Origin of the sequence: Sedimentibacter sp. (genome assembly GCF_038562225.1) — a bacterium.
Taxonomy (GTDB): domain Bacteria; phylum Bacillota; class Clostridia; order Tissierellales; family Sedimentibacteraceae; genus Sedimentibacter.
The window spans coordinates 79,131-101,314 of the sequence record NZ_JBCFAS010000001.1 but is presented as its reverse complement, the minus strand read 5'-3'; the positions used below and the strand labels follow the sequence as shown (position 1 = coordinate 101,314).

The 22,184-nt window shown below is 43.0% G+C and carries 15 protein-coding genes; all 15 read right to left on the bottom strand.

Annotation, left to right across the window (positions count from 1 at the left end):
• Positions 1–154 precede the first annotated feature (154 nt).
• On the bottom strand, positions 155–1,408 hold the full coding sequence (purD, locus tag AAGU76_RS00475) for a phosphoribosylamine--glycine ligase (RefSeq protein ID WP_342483475.1): 1,254 nt from the start codon (positions 1,406–1,408) through the stop codon (positions 155–157).
• A gap of 15 nt (positions 1,409–1,423) precedes the next feature.
• Positions 1,424–2,974, bottom strand: a complete 1,551-nt coding sequence (purH, locus tag AAGU76_RS00470) for a bifunctional phosphoribosylaminoimidazolecarboxamide formyltransferase/IMP cyclohydrolase (RefSeq protein ID WP_342483474.1) — start codon at positions 2,972–2,974, stop codon at positions 1,424–1,426.
• Positions 2,975–3,014: 40 nt separating this feature from the next.
• Positions 3,015–3,671: a phosphoribosylglycinamide formyltransferase gene (purN, locus tag AAGU76_RS00465; protein WP_342483473.1), complete on the bottom strand. Its 657-nt coding sequence runs from the start codon at positions 3,669–3,671 to the stop codon at positions 3,015–3,017.
• Positions 3,659–4,699, bottom strand: coding sequence for a phosphoribosylformylglycinamidine cyclo-ligase (purM, locus tag AAGU76_RS00460; RefSeq protein WP_342483472.1), 1,041 nt, complete (start codon positions 4,697–4,699; stop codon positions 3,659–3,661). The genes purN and purM overlap by 13 nt, the downstream gene beginning before the upstream one ends.
• Positions 4,700–4,709: 10 nt before the next feature.
• The gene (purF, locus tag AAGU76_RS00455) at positions 4,710–6,098 is read right to left on the bottom strand and encodes an amidophosphoribosyltransferase (RefSeq protein WP_342483471.1); all 1,389 of its coding nucleotides are present in this window, start codon (positions 6,096–6,098) and stop codon (positions 4,710–4,712) included.
• 16 nt (positions 6,099–6,114) lie between these two features.
• On the bottom strand, positions 6,115–6,825 hold the full coding sequence (gene purC, locus AAGU76_RS00450) for a phosphoribosylaminoimidazolesuccinocarboxamide synthase (RefSeq protein WP_342483470.1): 711 nt from the start codon (positions 6,823–6,825) through the stop codon (positions 6,115–6,117).
• A gap of 12 nt (positions 6,826–6,837) precedes the next feature.
• Positions 6,838–7,332 (bottom strand): 5-(carboxyamino)imidazole ribonucleotide mutase, encoded by a 495-nt coding sequence (gene purE / locus AAGU76_RS00445; RefSeq protein ID WP_342483469.1) that lies wholly within the window; start codon positions 7,330–7,332, stop codon positions 6,838–6,840.
• Between the two features lie 12 nt (positions 7,333–7,344).
• Positions 7,345–11,076, bottom strand: coding sequence for a phosphoribosylformylglycinamidine synthase (locus AAGU76_RS00440; protein WP_342483468.1), 3,732 nt, complete (start codon positions 11,074–11,076; stop codon positions 7,345–7,347).
• Positions 11,077–11,412: 336 nt separating this feature from the next.
• Positions 11,413–12,480 (bottom strand): butyrate kinase, encoded by a 1,068-nt coding sequence (gene buk, locus AAGU76_RS00435; protein ID WP_342483467.1) that lies wholly within the window; start codon positions 12,478–12,480, stop codon positions 11,413–11,415.
• A 24-nt stretch (positions 12,481–12,504) separates the two neighbouring features.
• Entirely contained in the window at positions 12,505–13,083 is a 579-nt protein-coding gene (locus tag AAGU76_RS00430) for an indolepyruvate oxidoreductase subunit beta (protein WP_342483466.1), read from the bottom strand.
• Position 13,084: 1 nt separating this feature from the next.
• Entirely contained in the window at positions 13,085–14,860 is a 1,776-nt protein-coding gene (gene iorA / locus AAGU76_RS00425) for an indolepyruvate ferredoxin oxidoreductase subunit alpha (protein WP_342483465.1), read from the bottom strand.
• Positions 14,861–15,082: 222 nt separating this feature from the next.
• Entirely contained in the window at positions 15,083–16,750 is a 1,668-nt protein-coding gene (locus AAGU76_RS00420) for an MBL fold metallo-hydrolase (RefSeq protein WP_342483464.1), read from the bottom strand.
• A 160-nt stretch (positions 16,751–16,910) separates the two neighbouring features.
• The gene (gene spoVT, locus AAGU76_RS00415; protein WP_342483463.1) at positions 16,911–17,462 is read right to left on the bottom strand and encodes a stage V sporulation protein T; all 552 of its coding nucleotides are present in this window, start codon (positions 17,460–17,462) and stop codon (positions 16,911–16,913) included.
• 183 nt (positions 17,463–17,645) lie between these two features.
• Positions 17,646–18,599: a peptidylprolyl isomerase gene (locus AAGU76_RS00410; protein WP_342483462.1), complete on the bottom strand. Its 954-nt coding sequence runs from the start codon at positions 18,597–18,599 to the stop codon at positions 17,646–17,648.
• Positions 18,592–22,134 (bottom strand): transcription-repair coupling factor, encoded by a 3,543-nt coding sequence (gene mfd, locus AAGU76_RS00405; protein WP_342483461.1) that lies wholly within the window; start codon positions 22,132–22,134, stop codon positions 18,592–18,594. Before mfd ends, AAGU76_RS00410 begins: the two co-directional genes overlap by 8 nt.
• Positions 22,135–22,184: the final 50 nt, after the last annotated feature.

The window sequence follows — 22,184 nt, the reverse complement described above, 5'->3', positions numbered from 1 at the left end:
AAATAGAATTTATTGCATTATATTAATAATATATTCAGCAGCTTTTTTCTGATGATAAAAGCTTTTCAAATATAAGACTTTGCTGCTTTATTTATAATGTATAATTCAAAAAACAAAAAAAGGGCAAGGCCCTTTTTATAATTCTGAAATACAGCTACAGCTTAGCGATGTCAGTTCTGTACTGCATGTTGCTGAAATGGATCTTAGGTATGTTTTTGTACACTCTTTCTCTTGCTTCTTCCAGGGTGTTTCCAAGCGCTGAAACTGCCAGAACCCTTCCGCCGTCCGTAACGACTTTTCCGTCTTTTAATGTTGTGCCTCCGTGGAAAACCACTATGTCTTCGTCAACCTGGTCAAGCCCTGTTATTTCAAATCCTTTTTTGTACTCCTCAGGATATCCGCCGGAAGCGATGATCACTGTGACGCTTTTTTCTTCCTTCCATTTAAGGTCATCTGAAGAGAGATTGCCGTCTATGCATTTTTCCATTATATCAACCAGGTCCGATTCAAGCCTCGGTAGCACTGATTCCGTTTCAGGGTCACCAAAGCGTGTGTTGTATTCAAGAACCTTAGCCTGGTCGCCCTTAATCATGAGTCCGATGAACAAGACTCCGCAAAAGTCGATTCCTTCCTCTTTAAAGCCGTTCAGTGTCCTGGCAATTATATTTTCCTCTATATACGCATTAAGCTTCTGTGTATATATGGGGTTGGGGGAAAAGTTGCCCATTCCTCCTGTGTTAAGTCCCATATCGCCGTCGTAAGCCTTCTTGTAGTCCCTTGCACTCTCCATGGGAACAATGCTTTTGCCGTCAACAAAGCATAGGAGTGAAGTCTCCGTTCCGTCCAGAAACTCCTCTATAACTACAGTGTCTCCGGCTTCTCCGAACTGCTTCTGGTCTATTATGCTCTTTATGGCTTCCTTTGCATCTTCCTTTGTCTCGCAGATAAGAACTCCCTTGCCCGCTGCCAGACCATCGGCCTTAACCACAACGGGAACTTCAAAATCCTTCAGACTTTCCAGTGCTTTGGCCGAATCTGTAAAAACCTCATACCTGGCAGTTGGAATGTTGTATTTCTGCATGAAGTCCTTTGAATAGGACTTGCTGCCTTCAAGCCTTGCTCCTTTTTTAACCGGACCAAAGGCTCTTATACCCTTTTCTTTGAGCATATCAACCAGACCGCCTACGAGAGGCCCTTCAGGTCCCACAACGACCAGGTCTATTTTGTTTTCTGCTGAAAACTCGGTGATTTCCACCAAATTATCAGCTTTTATATGAACGATTTCAGCTATCTGCCCTATTCCCGCATTTCCGGGAGCACAGTAAAGCTTTGAAACCTTCCTGCTTTGCTTTAGTTTCCAGCATATGGTGTGTTCTCTCGCCCCGCTGCCTACAACAAGAATCTTCATAAAAACCTCCCTTTGTTAATGCTTAAAGTGTCTCATGCCTGTGAAAAGCATTGAAATGTTGTGATTGTCGCACGCTTCTACGGAGTCCTTGTCCCTTACAGATCCACCCGGCTGAATTATAGCCGTGATTCCTGCCTTCGCAGCTTCTTCCACACAGTCGGAGAATGGGAAGTACGCATCTGAGGCCATAACTGCTCCCTTCAGTTTTTCTTCTCCAAGAAATTCTACAGCATGCTCAATGGACTGCTTGCATGCCCAGATTCTGTTTACCTGACCGGGTCCTATTCCTATGGACTGACCGTCCTTCACGATGGTGATGGCGTTAGACTTTGTGTGCTTTACAATCTTCCATGCCATCATCATATCCTTAATTTCCTGTTCTGTGGGGCTCTTCTTTGTTACAGTTGTGAGCTCGCCTTCAAGAAGCTTCGAATCTATTGTCTGAACCAGAATTCCTCCTGCAACCTTTTTAAGGTCATAAGCATTTTCATCCTGTTTATGCAATATGTTTTCAATGAGCAGAAGTCTTATGTTTTTCTTTGATTTAAGAATTTCAAGGGCCTTTTCCGAATATGCTGGAGCAACCACAATCTCTACAAAAATCCTGTTGATTTCTTCAGCGGTCTTTTCATCCACTTCCCTGTTCATTACCACAATTCCTCCGAATATGGATGTTGGATCGGCATTGTATGCTTTTGTGTAGGCTTCGAACAGGCTGTCTGCTGTTCCAACTCCGCATGGGTTCGCATGCTTGCAGGCTACAACTGCAGGCTCTTCAAACTCTTTCAGCAGTTCAAGGGCTCCGTTGGTATCATTGATGTTGTTGAAGGACAGTTCCTTGCCGTGAAGCTGCACAGCTGATGACAGAAGTCCGTCGCACCTTCTTACTTCCTTATAGAATGCAGCCTTCTGGTGCGGGTTTTCACCGTATCGCATTTCCTGAACCTTTTCAAATGTCATTGTGAACGTTTCAGGAAGGCTTTCATCATGCCTTTCCTTTCTCATGTAAGAAGCTATCAACGTGTCGTAGTGTGATGTGTGCTCAAATACTTTTGAGCACAGATAAAACTTTGTGTCCGTTGAAACCTGTCCGTATGACTTAAGTTCCTCAAGGACCGCTGCGTAGTCTCTTGGATCAACTATGACTGCAACGTCCTGGTAGTTCTTTGCCGCAGAGCGGAGCATTGTGGGTCCTCCTATGTCTATGTTCTCTATGGCAACCTCTCTTGTGACACCGTCCTTGAGTATTGTCTGCTTGAAAGGATACAGATTGACAACAACCATGTCTATGGTGTCAATGTGAAGTTCCTGAAGCTGTTTCATATGTTCAGGATTTGAACGCATTGCAAGAAGACCTGCGTGGATATTGGGGTGCAGAGTCTTTACCCTGCCGTCAAGACATTCCGGAAAACCCGTTACCTCTGAAATCCCGGTAACCTTAACTCCTGCTTCTTCCAGAGCCTTGTGGGTTCCTCCCGTGGAGATTATTTCAATTCCAAGTTCCTGTAGTTCTTTTGCAAACTCAACTATTCCGGTTTTATCAGACACGCTGATTAAAGCTTTCATTTAATAAATCAACTCCTCGATATTTATTTCAGTTACCGCATTAATTTTCACTCTTAATTCTTAACTCTTCGTTATTTATTATTCTGACTCTTCTTCCCTGAACCTCAAGACGTCCTTCGCAAAAAAGCTTTACAGCCTGAGGGAGAATCCTGTGTTCCACCTTAAGTATCTTTTGCTGAAGCGATTCTGCCGTATCTTCAAAGTTTACTTCCACAGTCTCCTGAAGTATGATGGGTCCCGTATCTGCTTCTTCGTCCACGAAATGAACCGTAGCACCGCTTACCCTGACCCCGTACTGTACAGCAGCCTCGTGAACCTTGAGTCCGTAATAGCCTTTGCCGCAAAAGGATGGTATCAGTGACGGATGTATGTTGATTATCCTGTTTCTGTACTTTTCGATGAACCTGCGGGATAAAATCTTAAGATATCCTGCCAGAACCACAAGCTCGACCCCGCGGCTTTCAAGCACCTTTATGACAGCTTCGTTGTAGCTTTCATTGTTTTCGTAGTCCTTGTGATTTAAAAAAAACGCATCTATGTTGTGCTGTCTTGCCCTCTCCAAGCCGTATGCCGAGCTTTTGTCTGATATTACAGCTTCAATGCTCCCGTTTATGCACCCGGCTTCCATGCTGTCAATGAGGGACTGTAGGTTCGTTCCTGATCCGGAAATCAATACACCTATCTTTAGTTGTGGCATATTTTAAGTCCGCCTTCCCTTCTGACAGTTTTTCCGATTATTGCAGGCTTTTCACCCTGACTTTCAAGATATCTGATAACTTCATCAGCTGTGTCACAATCAACTGCCAGCACCATTCCGATACCCATGTTGAACGTTGAGTACATTTCTTCAATGTCAATGTTTCCTTCCCTTTGTATGAGCTTGAAAACAGGAAGTACCTGGATGTTTTTTGTATCAATGTCTGCAGTGATTCCTTCAGGAAACATTCTCGGAATGTTTTCATAGAAACCGCCGCCTGTAATGTTTGACATTCCCTTTATTTCAAATTTAGAAATCAAATCCATAATGAGCTTTGGATATATACGGGTTGGAGCGAGAAGAGCCTCTCCCAGCGTACATCCCAGCTCCTTAACATAGTCATCCACATTGTAGTTCTTATGGTCAAAGAACACTTTTCTTACCAGTGAATAGCCGTTAGAATGGAACCCGCTTGAAGGTATGCCAATCAGCACATCGCCTTCAACTATTTTTGAACCGTCAATTATTTTTTTCCTGTCAACTATTCCTACGCAAAAACCTGCTATGTCGTATTCTCCGTCACCGTAAAGTCCCGGCATTTCCGCTGTTTCTCCTCCGATAAGAGCAGCCCCCGCCTTTATGCAGCCGTTGGCAACACCTTTGACTATGTCGGCAGCCTTCTTGGGATCAAGCTTGCCTGTGGCGATGTAATCCAGGAAAAACAGAGGCTTGGCGCCCTGGCAAATTACATCGTTAACGCACATGGCAACAGCATCCTCACCTATGGTGTCATGAATGTCCGTCTTGAAAGCAATCATGAGTTTTGTTCCCACACCGTCTGTTCCCGAAACGAGAACAGGTTCCTCATATTCATTCTTGTCTATTCCGAACATTCCGCCGAAGCCTCCTATATCGGACATTACTCCCTTGGTGTATGTTTTCTTAACGTAGTCCTTTATGAGTCTAACTGTTTCATATCCGGCATGGATGTCAACGCCGGAGTCTTTGTATGTTAATTTATCAGACATAATAATCTCCTTAATCGAATTTTGGAACTTCCATTGGATAATCACCGTTCAGACATGCGAGACAGAATCCTCTGTCTGATTCCGTGGATCTTATAAGACCTTGCAGGCTTATGAAATGAAGACTGTCTGCCTTGATGTAGTCTTTTATGGCATCTACGGATTTGTTGGCTCCTATAAGGTAGCTTCTAAACGGTGTGTCTATTCCGAAGAAGCATGAATGGGTAACCGGCGGTGAAGCTATTCTCACATGGACTTCCTTTGCTCCTGCATCCCTTACCATCTGAGCAAGCTGCCTTGTGGTTGTTCCTCTTACTATGCTGTCGTCTATCATTACAACAACCTTGTCTTTTACAAGATCCTTGTTAACACTCAGTTTTGTCTTTACGCCTTCTTCACGTAGTGACTGGCTGGGTTCGATAAATGTTCTTTTGGCGTATCTGTTTTTTATGAGACCCAGGCCGTAAGGAATTCCAAGTTCATTGGCATAACCAATGGCTGCTGGAGTACCCGAGTCCGGAACACAGAAAACCAGATCCGCTTTGACGGGAGATTCCTGCGCCAGTATTCTTCCTGCATTATATCTTGACTGATAAACATTGATTCCGTCAATTGTGCTGTCCGGCCTTGCAAAATAAACGTATTCGAATATGCAGGATTTTTGCTGAGCGTACTTGCTGCTTTTAATGCTTTCCACTCCGTTTTCGTCGATTATTACTATTTCTCCGGGTTCAATGTCTCTGATGAATTCTCCGCCCATGGCATTTATGGCGCAGCTTTCCGAAGCCAGAAGGTATCCGTCAGGCCTTTTCCCCAGGCAAAGAGGCCTTAGCCCGAAATGGTCGCGAACCCCTATGAGCTGTTTTCCGGTTGTGATTACAAAAGCAAATGCTCCCTTGATGATTTCCATGACATTTTTAATGGATTTGAGCACGTCTCCGTTGGCGTTTCTTGCTATCATGTTAGCAACGACTTCCGTGTCTATTGATGTCTGGAAAATAACTCCGCTGTCCTCAAGTATGTTTCTGAGGCTGTCAGCATTGACCAGATTACCGTTGTGGGCCAATGCCAGCGTGCCGTTTTTATATCTTACAACAAGAGGCTGGGCATTTTCGATTTCGCTTCCGCCGGATGTTGAATATCTCACATGTCCGATGGCAATTCCTCCGGACAGGTTTTTAATCACTTCTCCTGTTAAAACGTCAGAAACAAGTCCCATATTCTTGTGATATTGAATTTTGCCTCCTGTGTTGATGGCTATTCCTGCGCTCTCCTGCCCTCTGTGCTGCAGGGCAAACAATCCGTAATATACCAGCTGTGATGTTATGTCAGGGTTATCTGAAAACACCCCTACAACTCCGCATTCCTCATGAAGCTTGTCGTCTAAAATTAAATCCTGCATAGCGTCTCCTCGCATATTACTTTTTCTTGCTTATTCTTTCCAGAACTTCCTGGTATACTTCTTCTACTCCGCCCATGTCTCTTCTGAATCTGTCCTTGTCCAGTTTCTTGTTTGTTTCAGCATCCCATAGTCTGCATGTGTCAGGTGAAATTTCATCTGCAAGTATTACCTGTCCGTCGTAGATTCCGAACTCAAGTTTGAAATCTATGAGCTTTATGTTTATTTCCAGGAAGAACTTCTTAAGCACTTCATTAACCATGAGCGCATATTTCTTAACTGTTTCAAGCTGTTCGTCCGTGGCATATTCCATTGCCTGAATGTGGTAGTCGTTAATCATTGGATCTCCAAGCTCGTCGTTCTTATAGGAAAACTCAAGAACTGTTTTCTTCATTGGAACTCCTTCCTCAATACCGAGTCTCTTGGACAGCGATCCCGCAGCCACGTTTCTTACGATTACTTCAAGGGGAAGTATCTTAACAGCCTTAACCAGTGATTCCCTGTCATTTAAAAGTTCTATCTGATGTGTAGGTACGCCTTCCTGTTCCAAAAGCGCAAACAACGCAGCTGACATCTTGTTGTTAACAACGCCTTTGCCTACAATGGTTCCTTTTTTCTCGCCGTTGAATGCCGTTGCATCATCCTTGTATTCAACGATGTATTTTTTCTCGTCGTCTGTTTTAAAAACTTTCTTTGCTTTTCCTTCGTAAATCATTTCCAACTTCTTCATGGTATCCTCCGATTATTTAGAATTTAATTTTTCGTTTAATTTTTTATCCTTAAGGATGACTTTTTCAGCCATCTGTTTCTTGTACTCCTTGAACTTGCTCCTTAACTCCTCATGTTTGACAGAAAGTATCTGGACTGCCAGAAGAGCCGCATTGTCGGCGCCGTTAATGGCTACTGTAGCCACCGGTACTCCAGGAGGCATCTGAACTATGGCAAGCAATGCATCCAGGCCGTCAAGCTCTGTTGAGCTTATAGGAAGCCCTATAACGGGAAGAGGAGTGCACCCTGCCAAAACTCCCGGCAGATGAGCAGCTTTTCCTGCTGCTCCTATGAGCAGCTCGTATCCGTTTTGCTCAGCGTCTTTTGCAAAGTTTATTGCCACATCAGGTGTTCTGTGAGCCGAAATAACCCTCACATCAACCTCAACTCCAAAATCCTTCAGTATGTTGTATCCTTTTTCCACTACCTGGAAGTCCGAATCGCTTCCCATGATTATTGCTGCCTTCATTTTTCCTCCTGTTTATCTGTAGTATTTAACCCCTGATTCAAATATGAGCTGGTCTTTGTTGCCCGGTATGTTTAAATAAGTGTCTTTATCCATTCTTTCCGAATGTCCCATTTTGCCCAGAACCCTTCCGTCCGGACTGGTTATTCCTTCTATTGCTTCAACCGACCCGTTGGGGTTGTACGTTCCGTCATAGGACGGCATATGCTGTTCATCAACGTACTGAGTTGCAATTTGGCCGTTTTCTTTAAGTCTTTGTATCCACTCTGCATTTGCTGCAAATCTTCCTTCTCCGTGGGACAGCGGCATAAGGTGCTCATCTCCCACGTTGCATCCCAAAAGCCATGGTGAAAGGTTTGAAACAACCTTTGTTCTTGCAAATGTTGAAATGTGGCGTGCTATTTTGTTGTAGGTCAGCGTCGGATAGTCTTCCTGCATTTGCACAATCTCACCGAAGGGAACGAGACCAAGCTTGATTAGCGCCTGGAAACCGTTGCATATGCCGATTATAAGTCCGTCACGATTTTTTAAGAGGTCTGTAACGGCATCCTTCAAAATTTCGTTTCTGAATACTGCAGCTATGAACTTTCCCGAACCTTCCGGTTCATCACCTGCGCTGAAGCCTCCGGGAAATGCTATTATCTGAGATTTTCTTATTAATTTTTCCATTTCCCTTATGGATTCCTGCACATCCTGGGCTGAAAGGTTTCTGAACACAAATATTTCAGCCTCTGCACCGGCTCTTTCAAAAGCTCGTTTTGTGTCGAATTCGCAGTTTGTCCCGGGAAATGCCGGAATGAATACCTTGGGCTTAGCTATGGACAGGGATGATTTAATTTTGCTTTCTCCCGTGTACGAATAACTCTCCACAAGACCTGAAACGTCCTTTTTAACAGGATATACACAGTTTAAGGGCTCCATCCAGCTCTTCTTCATCTCGTCTATCTTAACCGTCTCGCCGTTTACTGAAACTTCCTTTTCCTCTGTAGTATTTCCCAACAATGTTCCGAAAATAATTGTTCCGGAATGTTCTTTTATTTCCAGCACCATATCCCCGTAGCCGGCTCTGAAGAGTTCCTCGCTGCTCAGTCCTTCTGCTGCCCTAAAGCCTATTTCGTTTCCAAAGGTCATCTTTGAAATGGCCGCTGCTGCTCCGCCGTGTCCCACAGTGTGGGCGCTGAGCACATTTCCCTTTAATATCTCTTCATGTATTTTTTCGTATTTTTCCTTTATATCATTGAAATCAGGAATATTGTCCTCATTTTTGTTTATGTTCACAAGAATCACCTGGCTGCCGGCTTTCTTGAATTCAGGCGTTACGGTGTTTTTTACGTCTGAAACGCACACCGCGAAGCTTACCAGCGTTGGGGGAACATTCATGTCCTTGAACGTTCCGGACATGCTGTCCTTTCCGCCTATGGCAGGTATCTCAAGCTCGTGCTGAGCCTTGTATGCTCCAAGCAGGGCGCTTAATGGCTTGCCCCAGCGGGATGGTTCCTTCCCCAGCTTCTCGAAGTATTCCTGGAAAGTAAGTCTTATTTTCTTATAGTCTCCTCCCATTGCAACTATTTTTGCAACAGAGTGGATTACTGCATACATTGCACCGTGGTATGGGCTTTCCTTTGAAAGGAAGGGATCAAATCCGTGTGCCATGAGAGAGCAAGTACTTGTCACTCCTTCAAGCACAGGTATTTTAGCAGCCATTCCTTCCGCAGGAGTGAGCTGCGTCCTGCCCCCAAAGGGCATTACAACTGTTGCCGCACCTACGGTGGAATCAAATCTCTCAACGAGCCCCTTCTGGCTTGCCACGTTTAAATCCTTCAGGTTTTCAAGCCAGTCTTCCTTTGTTCCTGCTGCCCCGGCTGACGTAAATACACTTTCAGGCTCCTTCACAAATGCATCTACTTTCTGCTTCACTCCATTTGTGTCCAAAAAGTCCCTGCTTATATTGAGAACGTCCTTTCCTCTCCAGGTCATTCTCAGCCTCCTGTTGTCCGTAACCTCAGCCACTACCGTTGATTCAAGGTTCTCTCTTTTGGAAAGCTCCATGAATCTGCCCGCATCTTCCTTTCTTACAACCACTGCCATTCTTTCCTGTGATTCTGATATGGCCAGTTCAGTTCCGTCAAGACCTTCGTATTTTTTAGGCACCGCATCGAGGTTTATATCAAGCCCTTCTGCCAGCTCGCCTATGGCAACTGAAACGCCGCCGGCACCGAAGTCATTGCATCTTTTGATAAGTCTGCTTACTTCAGAATTTCTGAAAAGTCTCTGGATTTTTCTTTCCGTAGGCGCGTTTCCTTTTTGCACCTCGGAGCCGCACACCAGTATGGATTCTTCCGTATGCTCCTTTGAAGAGCCTGTCGCACCGCCGCAGCCGTCCCTTCCCGTCCGTCCTCCAAGAAGTATCACCACGTCTCCTTTTTCAGGAACTTCCCTTACAACATTGGACCTGGGAGCCGCTGCAATGACTGCTCCGATTTCCATTCTCTTTGCTACGTAGTCAGGATGGTATATTTCAACCACATGTCCCGTTGAAAGACCTATCTGGTTGCCGTATGAACTGTATCCCGCCGCGGCTTCTGTAGATATTTTCCTTTGAGGTAGCTTTCCCGGCAGGGTATCCTTAAGGCTTTGCCTTGGGTCACCGCTTCCTGTGACACGCATTGCCTGATACACGTATGCTCTGCCTGAAAGAGGGTCTCTTATGGCTCCTCCAAGACAGGTTGCGGCTCCCCCGAACGGTTCTATTTCAGTGGGATGGTTGTGAGTTTCATTCTTGAACATCAGCAGCCATTCCTCTTCTTTGCCGTCTACATCAGCTTTGATCACTATGCTGCACGCATTTATTTCGTCTGACTCTTCCAGGTCGTCAAGAAGCCCTTTTTTCTTAAGCTCCTTTGCGCCGATGGTTGCCAGGTCCATGAGACACAGGTCTTTTTGCCTGCCCGCGTGAACATATTCTCTGCTTTTCAGATATTCATTGTACGTTTTTTTGATTTCGTCTGTTATTTTTCCGCCTTCAAATTCCACGTTGGTTATAACTGTGGAGAATGTTGTATGTCTGCAGTGATCAGACCAGTATGTGTCAATCACCTTTATTTCCGTAACCGTTGGATTTCGTTTCTCTGTGTTCCTGAAATAATCCTGACAAAAAAGCAAATCCTCAGTGCTCATAGCAAGACCCGTTTTATTTTTATAGTCTTCTATTTCTTCCTTGGATTTGTATATGAAATTTTCAACCTGCTCAACATCGGAAGGCTCAGGATATTCTTCATCCAAAGTTGATGGTTTTTCAAGATCTGCTTCTCTTGAATCAACCGGGTTAATGTAGTAATCTTTTATTTTTTCAACGTCTTGTTCTGACAGCTGTCCTACAAGAATCAATACTCTGGCGTACCTTACAGGAGGCTTTTCCTTTCCTGTAACAATCTGGATGCACTGGGCCGCAGAATCCGCTCTCTGGTCATATTGTCCCGGAAGAAATTCCACTGCAAACAATTTGCTTCCTGAAGCATCAATTTGTTCCAGGTAAATCTGATCCTGGTTAGGCTCTGAAAAAACTTCTGATACAGCCTTTTGGAAATCTTCTGCGCTAACATGGGACACATCGTATCTGTTCAGGATTCTTAAATTGCTCAAACCCTCAAGCTGCAAATTTTCCTTGAAGTTATTCAGCAAATTTAGGGCTTCTGTGTTAAAACCCTGTTTTTTTTCTACAAATACCCTTTTAACATCAAAGTTCATATGTTACCATCCTTATCGTTATACAAAACTCAACATTCATTTTCAAATATATATTAACAAATATAAAAAGCTTTGTCAACGACTTTTCAAGATGATTTTTATGTTTTGTTCATTTGATTTTCGTATTTAAACGAATGTTCAGTGTTTGTTCGCCTGCTTATTTCGTTTTAATATGAATGAAGTAAAATATACCAATATAATGGAATTATGTTCGGACTGTATCGTCGCAATGCAGTTTCCGGCAAGGACGAGACATGCATTCCTCGTTTTTTATATAATGAAAGAAAACTATCCTAATATATAAAAAAGGAACCGGTATTTGCCGGTTCCCACTAGTTATTCTGTATATTCCCTTGCTGATTCTTCTCCCCTTAACACTCTCAAGGCACCGTAGGCCAGCGCCTCCATTTCATTCTCACCTGCTAGTATTTCAACAGGGCCGATAAAAGCCACACGTTTTTCAATCCAGGATGTGAGCAATTTCGAATGGGCGATGCCCCCTGTAAGTATGATAAGGTCAACGCGTCCTTCCACAACCGTAGCCAACTCTCCTATTCCCTTAGCCACCTGGTATGCCATGGCTTCGTAAATGGTCTTGGCTTCCTGGTTTCCGTCAGCAATCATTTTTTCAACTTCTCTTGCATCGACAGTGTTAAGGTATGCCTTAAGGCCTCCGTTTCCTCGCAGCTTCCTCTGCATAGTCTTTTTGTCAAATTTCCCGGAATAACACAGGTTTATAAGTTCCCTGCACGGAACCCTTCCTGCTCTCTCCGGAGAAAACGGTCCTTCATCGTCTGAAACCAGGTCAATTATATGTCCGTTGCTGTGAATGTTGATTGAAATCCCGCCTCCCAAATGAGCGACAATAATATTTACATCCTCGTATTTTCTGCCGAGCTTTTTTGCTGCCTTGATGGCCATGGCCCTGGTATTCAAAACATGGCTGGAACTGGTGCGCGGTAAATCAGGCATACCTGATATCCTGGCAATGTCCGTCAGCTCGTCAGTCATCACGGAGTCATAAATGTACGAAGGAATTCCCGCCGCTTTAGCAATGCCATATGCAATGGGAGCCGCAAGATTGGAGGCGTGCTCCATAACAGGTCTGTTTTCAACCCTGTCTATCATCAGATCGTTGATGATATATGCTCCCGATTTGACCGGAGGAAGCATACCACCTCTGGCAACAACCGCCGAAAGGTCCGTTATGTCATATCCGTGTTCTTTAAGATACTTCATAACATAATCCCTTCTCATTTGGAGCTGGTCTTCTACATTTTCAAACTTTTCTATAACTTCTACAGGATGATTTATAGTGTACGTAAAAATTTCCTTTTCATCTTCATACAACGCTATTTTTGTGGAAGTTGAACCCGGGTTTATAGCTAATATTTTGTAGCTCATATTGTTCAGCCTTTCTTTTGTATTTTAGCTTACTGCTTCCATTCCTGCATTAAACGCCTTCACGTTCAGCTCTGCAAAATTTTCTTTTACGGAACCTTTTATGGCCTTATCCCAATCGATGTCCGTAAGATCCATCATTTTTGCCAGAGCTCCGAGAAGCACAACGTTCATAACCTTCACATTCCCTAAATCAGCTGAAATATTGGCAGCGTTAAGAACTTTAGTATGAACTTTTTCCTTTAAAATGTCAAGAACTCCCTGTGGATAGTCCGCCTTGCCTGACAGCACCGGTGCCGAAGGTATCTCATAGTCGTTTACAACACATACGCCGTCAGGCTTTAAAAATTCAAGCCATCTTATTGCTTCCATTTTCTCAAAGGAAACAAGAATGTCGGCCTGACCTTTTCCGATTATGGGAGATGAAATATTTTCTCCGTACCTCACCTGGGTTGAAACGCTTCCTCCCCTTTGAGCCATTCCGTGAATTTCTGACATCTTTACATCGTAGCCCGCATCCATCAAGCCTGTCGAAAGTATTTTGCTCACAAGAATTGTTCCCTGACCGCCTACTCCAACTAACAATATATTTTTAGTTTCCTTCATATCACTCACCCACCTTACTGATAGCTTTAACTGGGCACACCTGCATGCAAAGCTTGCATCCCACGCATTGAACCTTGTTTATGTTTGACTTTTTAATTGCCTTGTTGAAATAAATTGCAGGGCAGCCTGTACCAACGCACTTTTTACAGCCTATGCACTTGTCGTGGTCAACCTGGCACACTCCGTTTATGGGACCGAACTCTTCAATATCGGCATCCGAGTATTTCTTCAGGGCGCATGGATATCTTGATATAATAACAGATGGTTCATCAAGAACAAAGGCCCAGTCAAATGCAGCCTTCATCTGTGCGTTGTCAAGAGGATTTACAGTTCTCACATGGTCTATACCAAGAGCTTTTACGATTTGTTCGATATCTGTTATTTTTGCAGTATCTCCCTGCAGCGTGAAGCCAGTTCCCGGGTTTTCCTGGTGTCCAGTCATGGCAGTTATTCTGTTATCAAGAATACATGTAACTGTGTTGCTCTTGTTATAAACAACATCCAGCAAGCTTGTCATTCCGGAATGGAAGAATGTTGAGTCACCTATGGTTGCAACCAGCCTCTTATCAACGTTAGCCTTATCAAAAACCTTTTTGGCACCATGGGCCATGCTTACGCTTGCTCCCATACAGATTATTGCATCTGTTGCATTTAATGGTTCAGCTCCTCCCAGAGTATAGCAGCCTATGTCACTGGTAATCATGACGTTCTTTCTCTTTGACAGTTCATAATAAAATGCTCTGTGAGGACATCCTGCGCAAAGTGTAGGAGGTCTTCCCACTGCAACAGTCCTGTCATATTCTATTGTTTCTCTTTTTGTTTCAAAAAGTGATTCCTCAACTATGTCAGGATTCAGTTCCCAGGTGTTTGGTATTTTGTCTTTGCCTATGCACTTGATTCCTGCTGCTCTTATCTGTTCTTCCATGAAAGGTTCGAGCTCTTCAACAACATAGAGAATTTCAACCTCTTCGGCAAATTTTCTTATTTTTTCCATTGGAAGAGGGAATGTGAAACCCAGCTTCAGGTAGGATGCCGAATCCTTGAAAACTTCCCTTGCATACTGATATGCGACGCCTGCTGAAATTACTCCTATTTTTTTGCTGTTCCATTCAACTTGGTTCAAATCTGTCTCATTTGAAAACTTCTCAAGTTCAACCAGCTTTTTTTCAACCTTCAAATGAAGCATTCTTGCTGTAGCCGGAGCTATTAGATACTTTTCCGTTTCTTTTTTGTATTCTTTGATGGGAACCTCTGTTCTTTCTCCTGTTTCCACAACCGACTTGCTGTGGCAGAGCCTGGTTGTCATTCTTATCATTACCAGCGTATCGTATTTTTCGCTTATTTCCAGTGCTGTCTTTACCATGTCCTTGCATTCCTGGCTGTTGCTTGGCTCAACCATTGCAACCTTTGCCATTCTTGCGTAATATCTGTTGTCCTGCTCGTTTTGAGAAGAGTGAAGGCCGGGGTCATCAGCACTTATCAGTACCATCCCTCCGTTAACTCCGGTGTATCCGATTGAAAAAAACGGGTCTGCGGCAACGTTAAGACCTACATGCTTCATGGCGGTCAGTGTTCTTGCTCCTGCTATGCATGCGCCGATGGCAGATTCGACAGCCACCTTCTCGTTAGGAGCCCATTCTGCTATTATTTCCTTATAGGGTGCTATATTCTCAAGTATTTCGGTGCTGGGTGTTCCGGGATACGCCGCTGCGTAGTGAACGCCCGCTTCATAGGCTCCAAGCGCAATGGCTTCGTTTCCAGTCAATAACTTTTTCATTCATTGTCCTTCCTTTCTGATTTTATAACTATTGCAACTCATATTACGCTGCATATAATCATACTCCGAAATTCACATTGCATTTTTCATGCCACATAACATTAGAGACATCATCATTCAGAATCATGAATTTTCAGCCGTTTATCGAAGAAACGTTTTCTGGCGCAAAGATCGAAAGGGTTGAGCGGCATACCTTTCTATACCTTTCAACCCTTTTAAGTATCACTTGCTGTTGAGCATGGATAGATTTAGAATTTCGTTCTCCAGCGATAAAATGTTGCTTTGTATGTCCTTATACCTTTCCACGTTCATCTTATCCTTTTCAAGATAACCTTTTGTGTTTTCTAAGGTGGTTTCAAACATTGACTTAAGTTTTTCTATTTCTTTTTTCAAATCCTCAATCTGTACTTCCTTGGCCGAGTCTCTTGCGCAGCTTACGGCATCCTCAACAGTCTCCTCGGAAATCTCGCACTCTTTCTGAACGTCATACACCTTGTTGTATTCCGGAATTATGCAGTTTATTTTGAGCCTGTTCTTAATTTCTTCCGCAAAGGAAATTTTGGCTTCATGCTCACCGTGGACGATGAATACTTTTTTCGGTTTCTCCCTGAAACTTTCAAGCCAGCTTATTAGCCCTTCCTTGTCAGCGTGTCCCGAAAAGCCTTCCACACTGTATATTTCGGCCATTACCCTGACTTCATCTCCCAGTACCTTTACAAATTCCTGACCATCAAGGATTTTTCGCCCCAGCGTTCCTTCTGCCTGGTATCCCACAAACACTATGCTTGCTTCCTTCTTCCAAAGGTTGTGTTTAAGGTGGTGTTTTATTCTCCCTGCTTCACACATGCCGCTGGCTGAAATAATGACCTTAGGTTCTTTTGATTTATTGAGCATTTTTGATTCCTCGACGTTTTGTGTGAAGTGAAGGTTTTCAAATTCAAGGGGATTGTCTCCTTCCATCATACACATTTTGGCTTCGTCATCAAATACATCAGTATTTTGCTTGAAAACCTCCGTAGCCTTAACAGCCAGTGGACTGTCTATGTAAACAGGTATGTTCATGAAACTTCTGCGCTGATCCCTATGCGCTTCCTTGTTGCAGTCGTAGTACTGGTTCAACTCATAAATTATCTCCTGGGTTCTTCCCACGGCAAAAGAAGGAATTATCACAGAACCTCCTCTTCTGGTGGTTTTCATGATAATCTTTATCAGTTCTTCTACCCGAACCTCCTGCTTTTCATGAAGCCTGTTTCCGTATGTGGACTCCAGAATCAGGTAGTCTGCATCTTCAATTATGAACGGGTCCCTTACTATGGCCTTTTCTTTCATCCCCAGGTCTCCGGAATAAACTATCTTTGTAGTAGTCTCACCTTCCTTCACCCATATTTCTGTAATTGATGAACCCAGAATGTGGCCAGCGTCCCTGTACCTGACCCTGACGTTTTCATCTACGGTGAAGATTTGGTCATATAGTACAGGGTAAAAATACCTGAAGGAAAATTCCGCATCATGGCTGGTGTACAGAGGTTCCGTCAGCTTTCTTCCGGAACGCCTTGCTTTTTCGTTTTTCCATTCTGCTTCCGTTTCCTGTATGTGAGCTGAGTCCATGAGCATTATCCTGCAAAGGTCATGCGTGGGTTTTGAGCAATATATCTTTCCCCTGAATCCCTTTTTTACCAGAAGCGGAATTCTTCCACTGTGGTCTATGTGGCTGTGGCTCAACAAAAGGTAATCGATCTTTGAAGGTTCTATTTCGAAATTCTCGTAGTTCAAATGCTCTTCCCTGCCCTGGAACATGCCGCAATCAAGCAATATGTTTTTTCCGTTTGCCTGTATAAGATGGGATGAACCTGTGACTCCCTGTACTGCTCCTAAAAATCTTATCTTCATACTGCACCTCTCTTCATTTATATTCTATATATACCACATAGCCGGATTCTTAAACCTGGATTTATTTTCATCAAATCATTACAATTGCAGTAGATGATTTCCTATTATATTAAAAAAGAAGTTTTCTGTTAAGAAAACTTCTGTATTAGATATAATAAAATTAACTTTCCATTTGTCTTGAAAGGAAGATGCTTGCAGTCTTGATGAGTTTTTCCTCAATTTCAGTCATTTTAGCTGTTTTTTCCTTTGACAGGAGCATTACAGCACCTATGGGGTCACCATGCACCAAAATCGGAGATATTACCTGGCTGGTATAATTGTCAGGATTAAATTCATTTGCAGTGATTCTTATAGGTTTTGCATTGCCGTTTGTTTGATAAACCTCTCTGCTTTCGATGATTTTTTCAAGCTCCGGGCTTAATCTCTTCTCAGCGTAATCTTTTTTTGAGCTTCCGGATACGGCAATCACTCCGTCACGGTCAGTTATGATTGCAATGTGTCTTGTGGTTTCAAACAAAGATTCTACATACTCTCCTGCAAATTCAGTTAACTCTCCAATGGGCGAATACTTCTTCAGTATAATTTCGCCTTCTCTATCAGTAAATATCTCTAAAGGATCCCCTTCTCTTATTCTTAACGTTCTTCTGATTTCCTTAGGGATTACAACTCTTCCCAGATCATCAATTCTTCTGACAATTCCAGTTGCTTTCATTCCTTTTGTTCCTCCAATTGAATAATTTTATTTATATGACATTTCTTTTAATATTTTCTATTATTTGCACTTTAATAGATTTTATCCTCAATTGTTAACGGATAATATTGGAAATATCTTTTTATATTATATAGGAAGATTTTATGAATAGCAACATTTTTTTACTATTATTTACATTCAGTGCTATTTAATTACAATATTTGCATTTTCCTTTAATTCTGCCAGCAAATCTTCATATTTGTAAGATTTGTAGTACTCTGTTAGCTCATCTTTCTTTGCTTCCACTGTGATTGTGTCATCTACCTTCTTGTCTGTCACTTCAATTACGTGGTAGCCGAATTCAGACTGAACAGGTTCGCTTACCTGGCCTATTTCCAATGAGAATGCTGCTTCAGAGAAAGGCTGCACCATGTCTGTGTAAGAGAAGTAGTCCAGGTCTCCTCCGTTAGCACCGCTGCTTGTATCAGTTGACAGTTCCTTTGCCAGGTCTTCAAACTTCTCACCCTTGTTGAGTCTGTCAATCACTGCTTTTGCTTCATCTTCAGTTGCAACAAGAATGTGTCTTGCCCTTACCTGCTCATTCATCTTCAGGTCGTTGAACAGAGTATTAAGTTCATCGTCTGTGGGCTGAAGATTTTCAATTTTTACTGCAAGATAATGATTTATGAGAAATTCCTTTTTCAGAGCTTCAGTCAGGTATTCCTCTGACATTGCCTTTTCTTCAAGGAACGTTTTGTATTCTTCGTCTGTATCGAAATAAGCCTTGAATTCGTCAAGCTGAGTCTTCAGATCTTCGTCTGAAATTGTGATTCCTTCCTTACCGGCTGCTTCAACCATCAATTTTTCAAGTATCATGTTATCAAGAAGAGAACTTTCATAGTAGCTCCCCATTGTTTGTCCTTCGGATATTTCAGTGTCCCAGGCACCTTCTCCGTACTGTGATTCAACCATCATCTTGTAGGAGTTGAGAGTTTCGTCATATTCCTTTTGTGTTATTGCCTGATCGTTCACTGTGGCTACAACGCCCTCTTCGATTGCATCTGTTTTCTCTTCACCGCTTCCCTGTGAACATGCTGTCAAGGCCAGAGCAATGCAAAGAGTAAGAGTCAAGCCCAGCGATTTTTTAAGATTATTCATTTTTTTCCTCCTTGGCAGGTGATTTTCCTGCTTTATAATTGTTTAATATTTCAAAGAATTTTTCTAGTTCCTCAAGAATTTTCATCTGTTCAGAGGAATCTAATTTATATTTGATTACAGGTTCCTTGGAAACGTCAAATTTTATTTTTGAGTTGTAATTGTTAATCAAGAAACCTATCAATTCCTGACTCAAGTCATTGCCCGAGTTCATCTCCATGTTCACTGTGCTTCCAACCTGTGTGATTGACTTCACGTGAAGCTTTCTGCACAACGATTTAATATACGATATCTTAAGCAGATTGTCAACCTGTTTCGGCGGATTTCCGAAACGGTCTATTATTTCTTCCGTAATGTCGTAAATATCATCCTTGCTTGAAGCAGCTGCAATCTTTTTGTATATTTCAATCTTTTGTTCTTCATTCTCAATGTATGTTGCCGGAATGTAACCATCAACGCTTAAGTCGACGCTTGTTTCAATGTCTTCCTCTGCTTCCATGCTGCCTTGCAGCTCCTTGACAGCCCTGTCAAGGAACTTCACATACAGGTCATAACCTATGGCCAGCATGTGTCCGTGCTGTTCTGCGCCGAGAATGTTGCCGCAGCCCCTTATTTCAAGGTCTCTCATGGCTATTTTAAAGCCGGAGCCAAACTCGGTGAATTCTCTGATGGCTTTGAGCCTCTTGTCTGCCACCTCGGAAAGCATCTTGTCACGTTCGTAGGTAAGGTATGCAAATGAAATCTTGTTGGATCTTCCTATTCTTCCCCTCAGCTGGTAAAGCTGAGACAGTCCCAGGTGATCTGCGTTGTCGATTATAAGTGTGTTTACATTGGGTATGTCCATACCTGTTTCAATTATGGTGGTGCACACCAATATGTCATATTCCTTCTTTACGAAATCAAACATTATGTTCTCAAGGTGCCTTTCGTTCATCTGTCCGTGGGCTACTGCAATGCGGGCTTCAGGTAGAAGCTTTTGAAGCCTTGAGGCGGTTGCATCAATATCTATAACCTTGTTGTGAACGTAGTAAACCTGTCCGCCTCTTGAAAGTTCCTTTTCGATGGCATCCTTGATTATTCCTTCGTTGTATTCAATTACATAGGTCTGTATGGGCAGCCTGTCGCCCGGCGGTTCCGAGATAATACTCATATCCCTGACGCCTATCATAGACATGTGAAGCGTCCTGGGTATGGGCGTTGCTGAAAGCGTTAGAACATCTATGTTTGTTTTCAGCTGCTTTATCTGTTCCTTGTGCTTTACTCCGAAGCGCTGCTCCTCGTCTATTATCAAAAGTCCAATGTCCTTGAACTTGAGCTCCTTTGAAAGCAGCTTGTGGGTTCCCACAACCACATCAACCAGGCCCTTGTTGACGTCATGTACTATTTTCGCCTGCTGGTACGGCGTCCTGAAGCGGCTTAGCATTTCAATCTTTACCGGATATCCCCTGAAGCGTTCCACTATGTTTGTGTAATGCTGCTGGGCAAGAATAGTTGTCGGAACCAGTATAGCAACCTGTTTCGAATCCATTACAGCCTTGAATGCAGCTCTCATGGCAACCTCTGTCTTTCCGAATCCCACATCACCGCAAAGAAGTCTGTCCATGCTGGCAGGGCGTTCCATATCCTTTTTAATTTCCTTAATGCATCTTAGCTGGTCTTCAGTCTCCTCAAACGGAAACTTGTATTCAAATTCCTTCTGCCATTCGGTATCGGTATTAAAGGCATACCCCTTCACCACTTTTCTCTGGGCGTAAAGCTTCACAAGCTCGGCTGCCATGTTTTCAATGGCTGCCTTGGAACGTTCCTTTGTTTTAACCCAATCTGCGCTTCCCATCTTGTTGAGTTTGGGCTTTTCCGAATCGGAACCGATGTACTTTTGAATGAGCGACATCTGGTCCACGGGAACGTACAACTTGTCTTCGCCCTTGTACTTTATGCACAGGTAGTCTTTCTTGATGTTTTGTACTTCTATCTTTTCTATGCCCACATACTGGCCGATTCCGTGGTGTTCATGAACCACATAGTCGCCTACCTTAAGGTCAGTGAACACATCTATCTTGGAACCTTTTCTTTTCTTTGGCTTATGTGTTTTTTTTCTGAAGGAACCGAAAATTTCATTTTCAGTGAGCACGAGAATCTTGTTGTCGTAATACTCAAAGCCTTTCTTCAATTCTCCCGGTACAATAACCACTTGTCCGCTTTCGGCTGCAACATCCGAATCTTTTGACAGAACAGTGCTGCACTCGTAATCGTTTAAAAGGTTGTGAAGCTTGGTGCAGCCTTCGCTCGTACTCAGGATGACAGCTATTTTATATCCCTTGTATTTCAGGCGGTTTAAGTCTTTTGACAAATCCTCCATCTTACCGTAATAAGAGGGAGCTTCCTTGAACATCATCTGCAGGGTATCTTCGGCCTCTATGGTCTTGTTCTTGCCGTTTATCGATATGAATGGCCTTTTGCTGATTTTGGCTGCAATTTCTTTTTCGCTCAGGTACACATTGCTTTGCTTGGCGAATATTTCGCCCTTCTCGAAAAGCTCTGAAAACTTCAGTTGGAAGCTCTCGTTCAGCACGCATACTTCCTCGAAAATCCTTTCAGGCTCATCAACAATCAGTACAAAGTCTTCATCGAAGTAATCCAGGACGCATACAAAGTCTTCCCTTATGAAAGGAACCATAAGGTCTGCATTTTCAATGCCTATTCCTCCCATCAGCTTATCCTGGTAGCTGTTGTACAGACTTTTGAGTTTCTTTTCTATCTCCTTTGAATTAGGAAGAGTGTGGACCTTGCTGAGCCTGTTTTGAAAATCCTGATCGATTTCAGCCATGGCCTTTTTGATTTCATCCTTGAAAAACATCAGGTCGCTGCATGGTATTATTCTGGCCGATTTCAGATTCCTGATCGATCTTTGTGTCTTGATGTCAACGAGTCTTATGGAATCTACTTCGTCATCAAAAAACTCTATTCTGAACGGACTTGTTTCAGAAGGAGAAAATACGTCTATTATTCCTCCCCTTACAGAAAACTGTCCGATTCCTTCAACGGCATCCACTCTTTCATACTTAAGCTTTACCAGGCGGCTGCGCAATTCGTTCAAATCATAGCTTTTGCCGTACTTCAATTCTATTATACTTTCCTTAAACCTATCTTTAGGCATAATTCTGGTTATCATAGAATTGATTCCGGCAGTGACCACAGCCTTCTTGGAATGCAGAATCCTGTCGAGAACATGAGCTCTTTTGTATTCCACATCCTTGCTGAGTGCATCGACGTTGTAAAGAATAAATTCCTTGCTCTGAAGTCTGTCCCCGTCTTCTGTATAAGACCTGATGATTTCCTCATATTGCCTTGACTTGGCTTCGCTGCTAGTAAGAAGTAAAACTTTGCTTGCCGTTGTTTCAAGAAGATTGCACGCCAAATAGGCAGCGCCGTCATCGTTTATGCTTTGAACGAGCTGACTCCTGCCTTTATTGAAGTTTTCTGTAATGCGGTTGTACTTTTCTGTTTTTTGGAACTGTTCGAATAAAACTTTGTTCATACTTTATCCTTTACAATTGATTGGCAACGGCAATAGTTAAACATATTTTT

Bases quoted from the DNA above. Each gene is read 5' to 3' on its own strand.
- purF (WP_342483471.1), bottom strand. From the start codon at position 6,098: ATGCAGGATTTAATTTTAGACGACAAGCTTCATGAGGAATGCGGAGTT.
- purE (WP_342483469.1), bottom strand. From the start codon at position 7,332: ATGAAGGCAGCAATAATCATGGGAAGCGATTCGGACTTCCAGGTAGTG.
- AAGU76_RS00410 (WP_342483462.1), bottom strand. From the start codon at position 18,599: ATGAATAATCTTAAAAAATCGCTGGGCTTGACTCTTACTCTTTGCATT.
- AAGU76_RS00420 (WP_342483464.1), bottom strand. From the start codon at position 16,750: ATGAAGATAAGATTTTTAGGAGCAGTACAGGGAGTCACAGGTTCATCC.
- AAGU76_RS00440 (WP_342483468.1), bottom strand. From the start codon at position 11,076: ATGAACTTTGATGTTAAAAGGGTATTTGTAGAAAAAAAACAGGGTTTT.
- spoVT (WP_342483463.1), bottom strand. From the start codon at position 17,462: ATGAAAGCAACTGGAATTGTCAGAAGAATTGATGATCTGGGAAGAGTT.
- purC (WP_342483470.1), bottom strand. From the start codon at position 6,825: ATGAAGAAGTTGGAAATGATTTACGAAGGAAAAGCAAAGAAAGTTTTT.
- purM (WP_342483472.1), bottom strand. From the start codon at position 4,699: ATGTCTGATAAATTAACATACAAAGACTCCGGCGTTGACATCCATGCC.
- mfd (WP_342483461.1), bottom strand. From the start codon at position 22,134: ATGAACAAAGTTTTATTCGAACAGTTCCAAAAAACAGAAAAGTACAAC.
- purH (WP_342483474.1), bottom strand. From the start codon at position 2,974: ATGAAAGCTTTAATCAGCGTGTCTGATAAAACCGGAATAGTTGAGTTT.
- purN (WP_342483473.1), bottom strand. From the start codon at position 3,671: ATGCCACAACTAAAGATAGGTGTATTGATTTCCGGATCAGGAACGAAC.
- purD (WP_342483475.1), bottom strand. From the start codon at position 1,408: ATGAAGATTCTTGTTGTAGGCAGCGGGGCGAGAGAACACACCATATGC.
- buk (WP_342483467.1), bottom strand. From the start codon at position 12,480: ATGAGCTACAAAATATTAGCTATAAACCCGGGTTCAACTTCCACAAAA.
- AAGU76_RS00430 (WP_342483466.1), bottom strand. From the start codon at position 13,083: ATGAAGGAAACTAAAAATATATTGTTAGTTGGAGTAGGCGGTCAGGGA.
- iorA (WP_342483465.1), bottom strand. From the start codon at position 14,860: ATGAAAAAGTTATTGACTGGAAACGAAGCCATTGCGCTTGGAGCCTAT.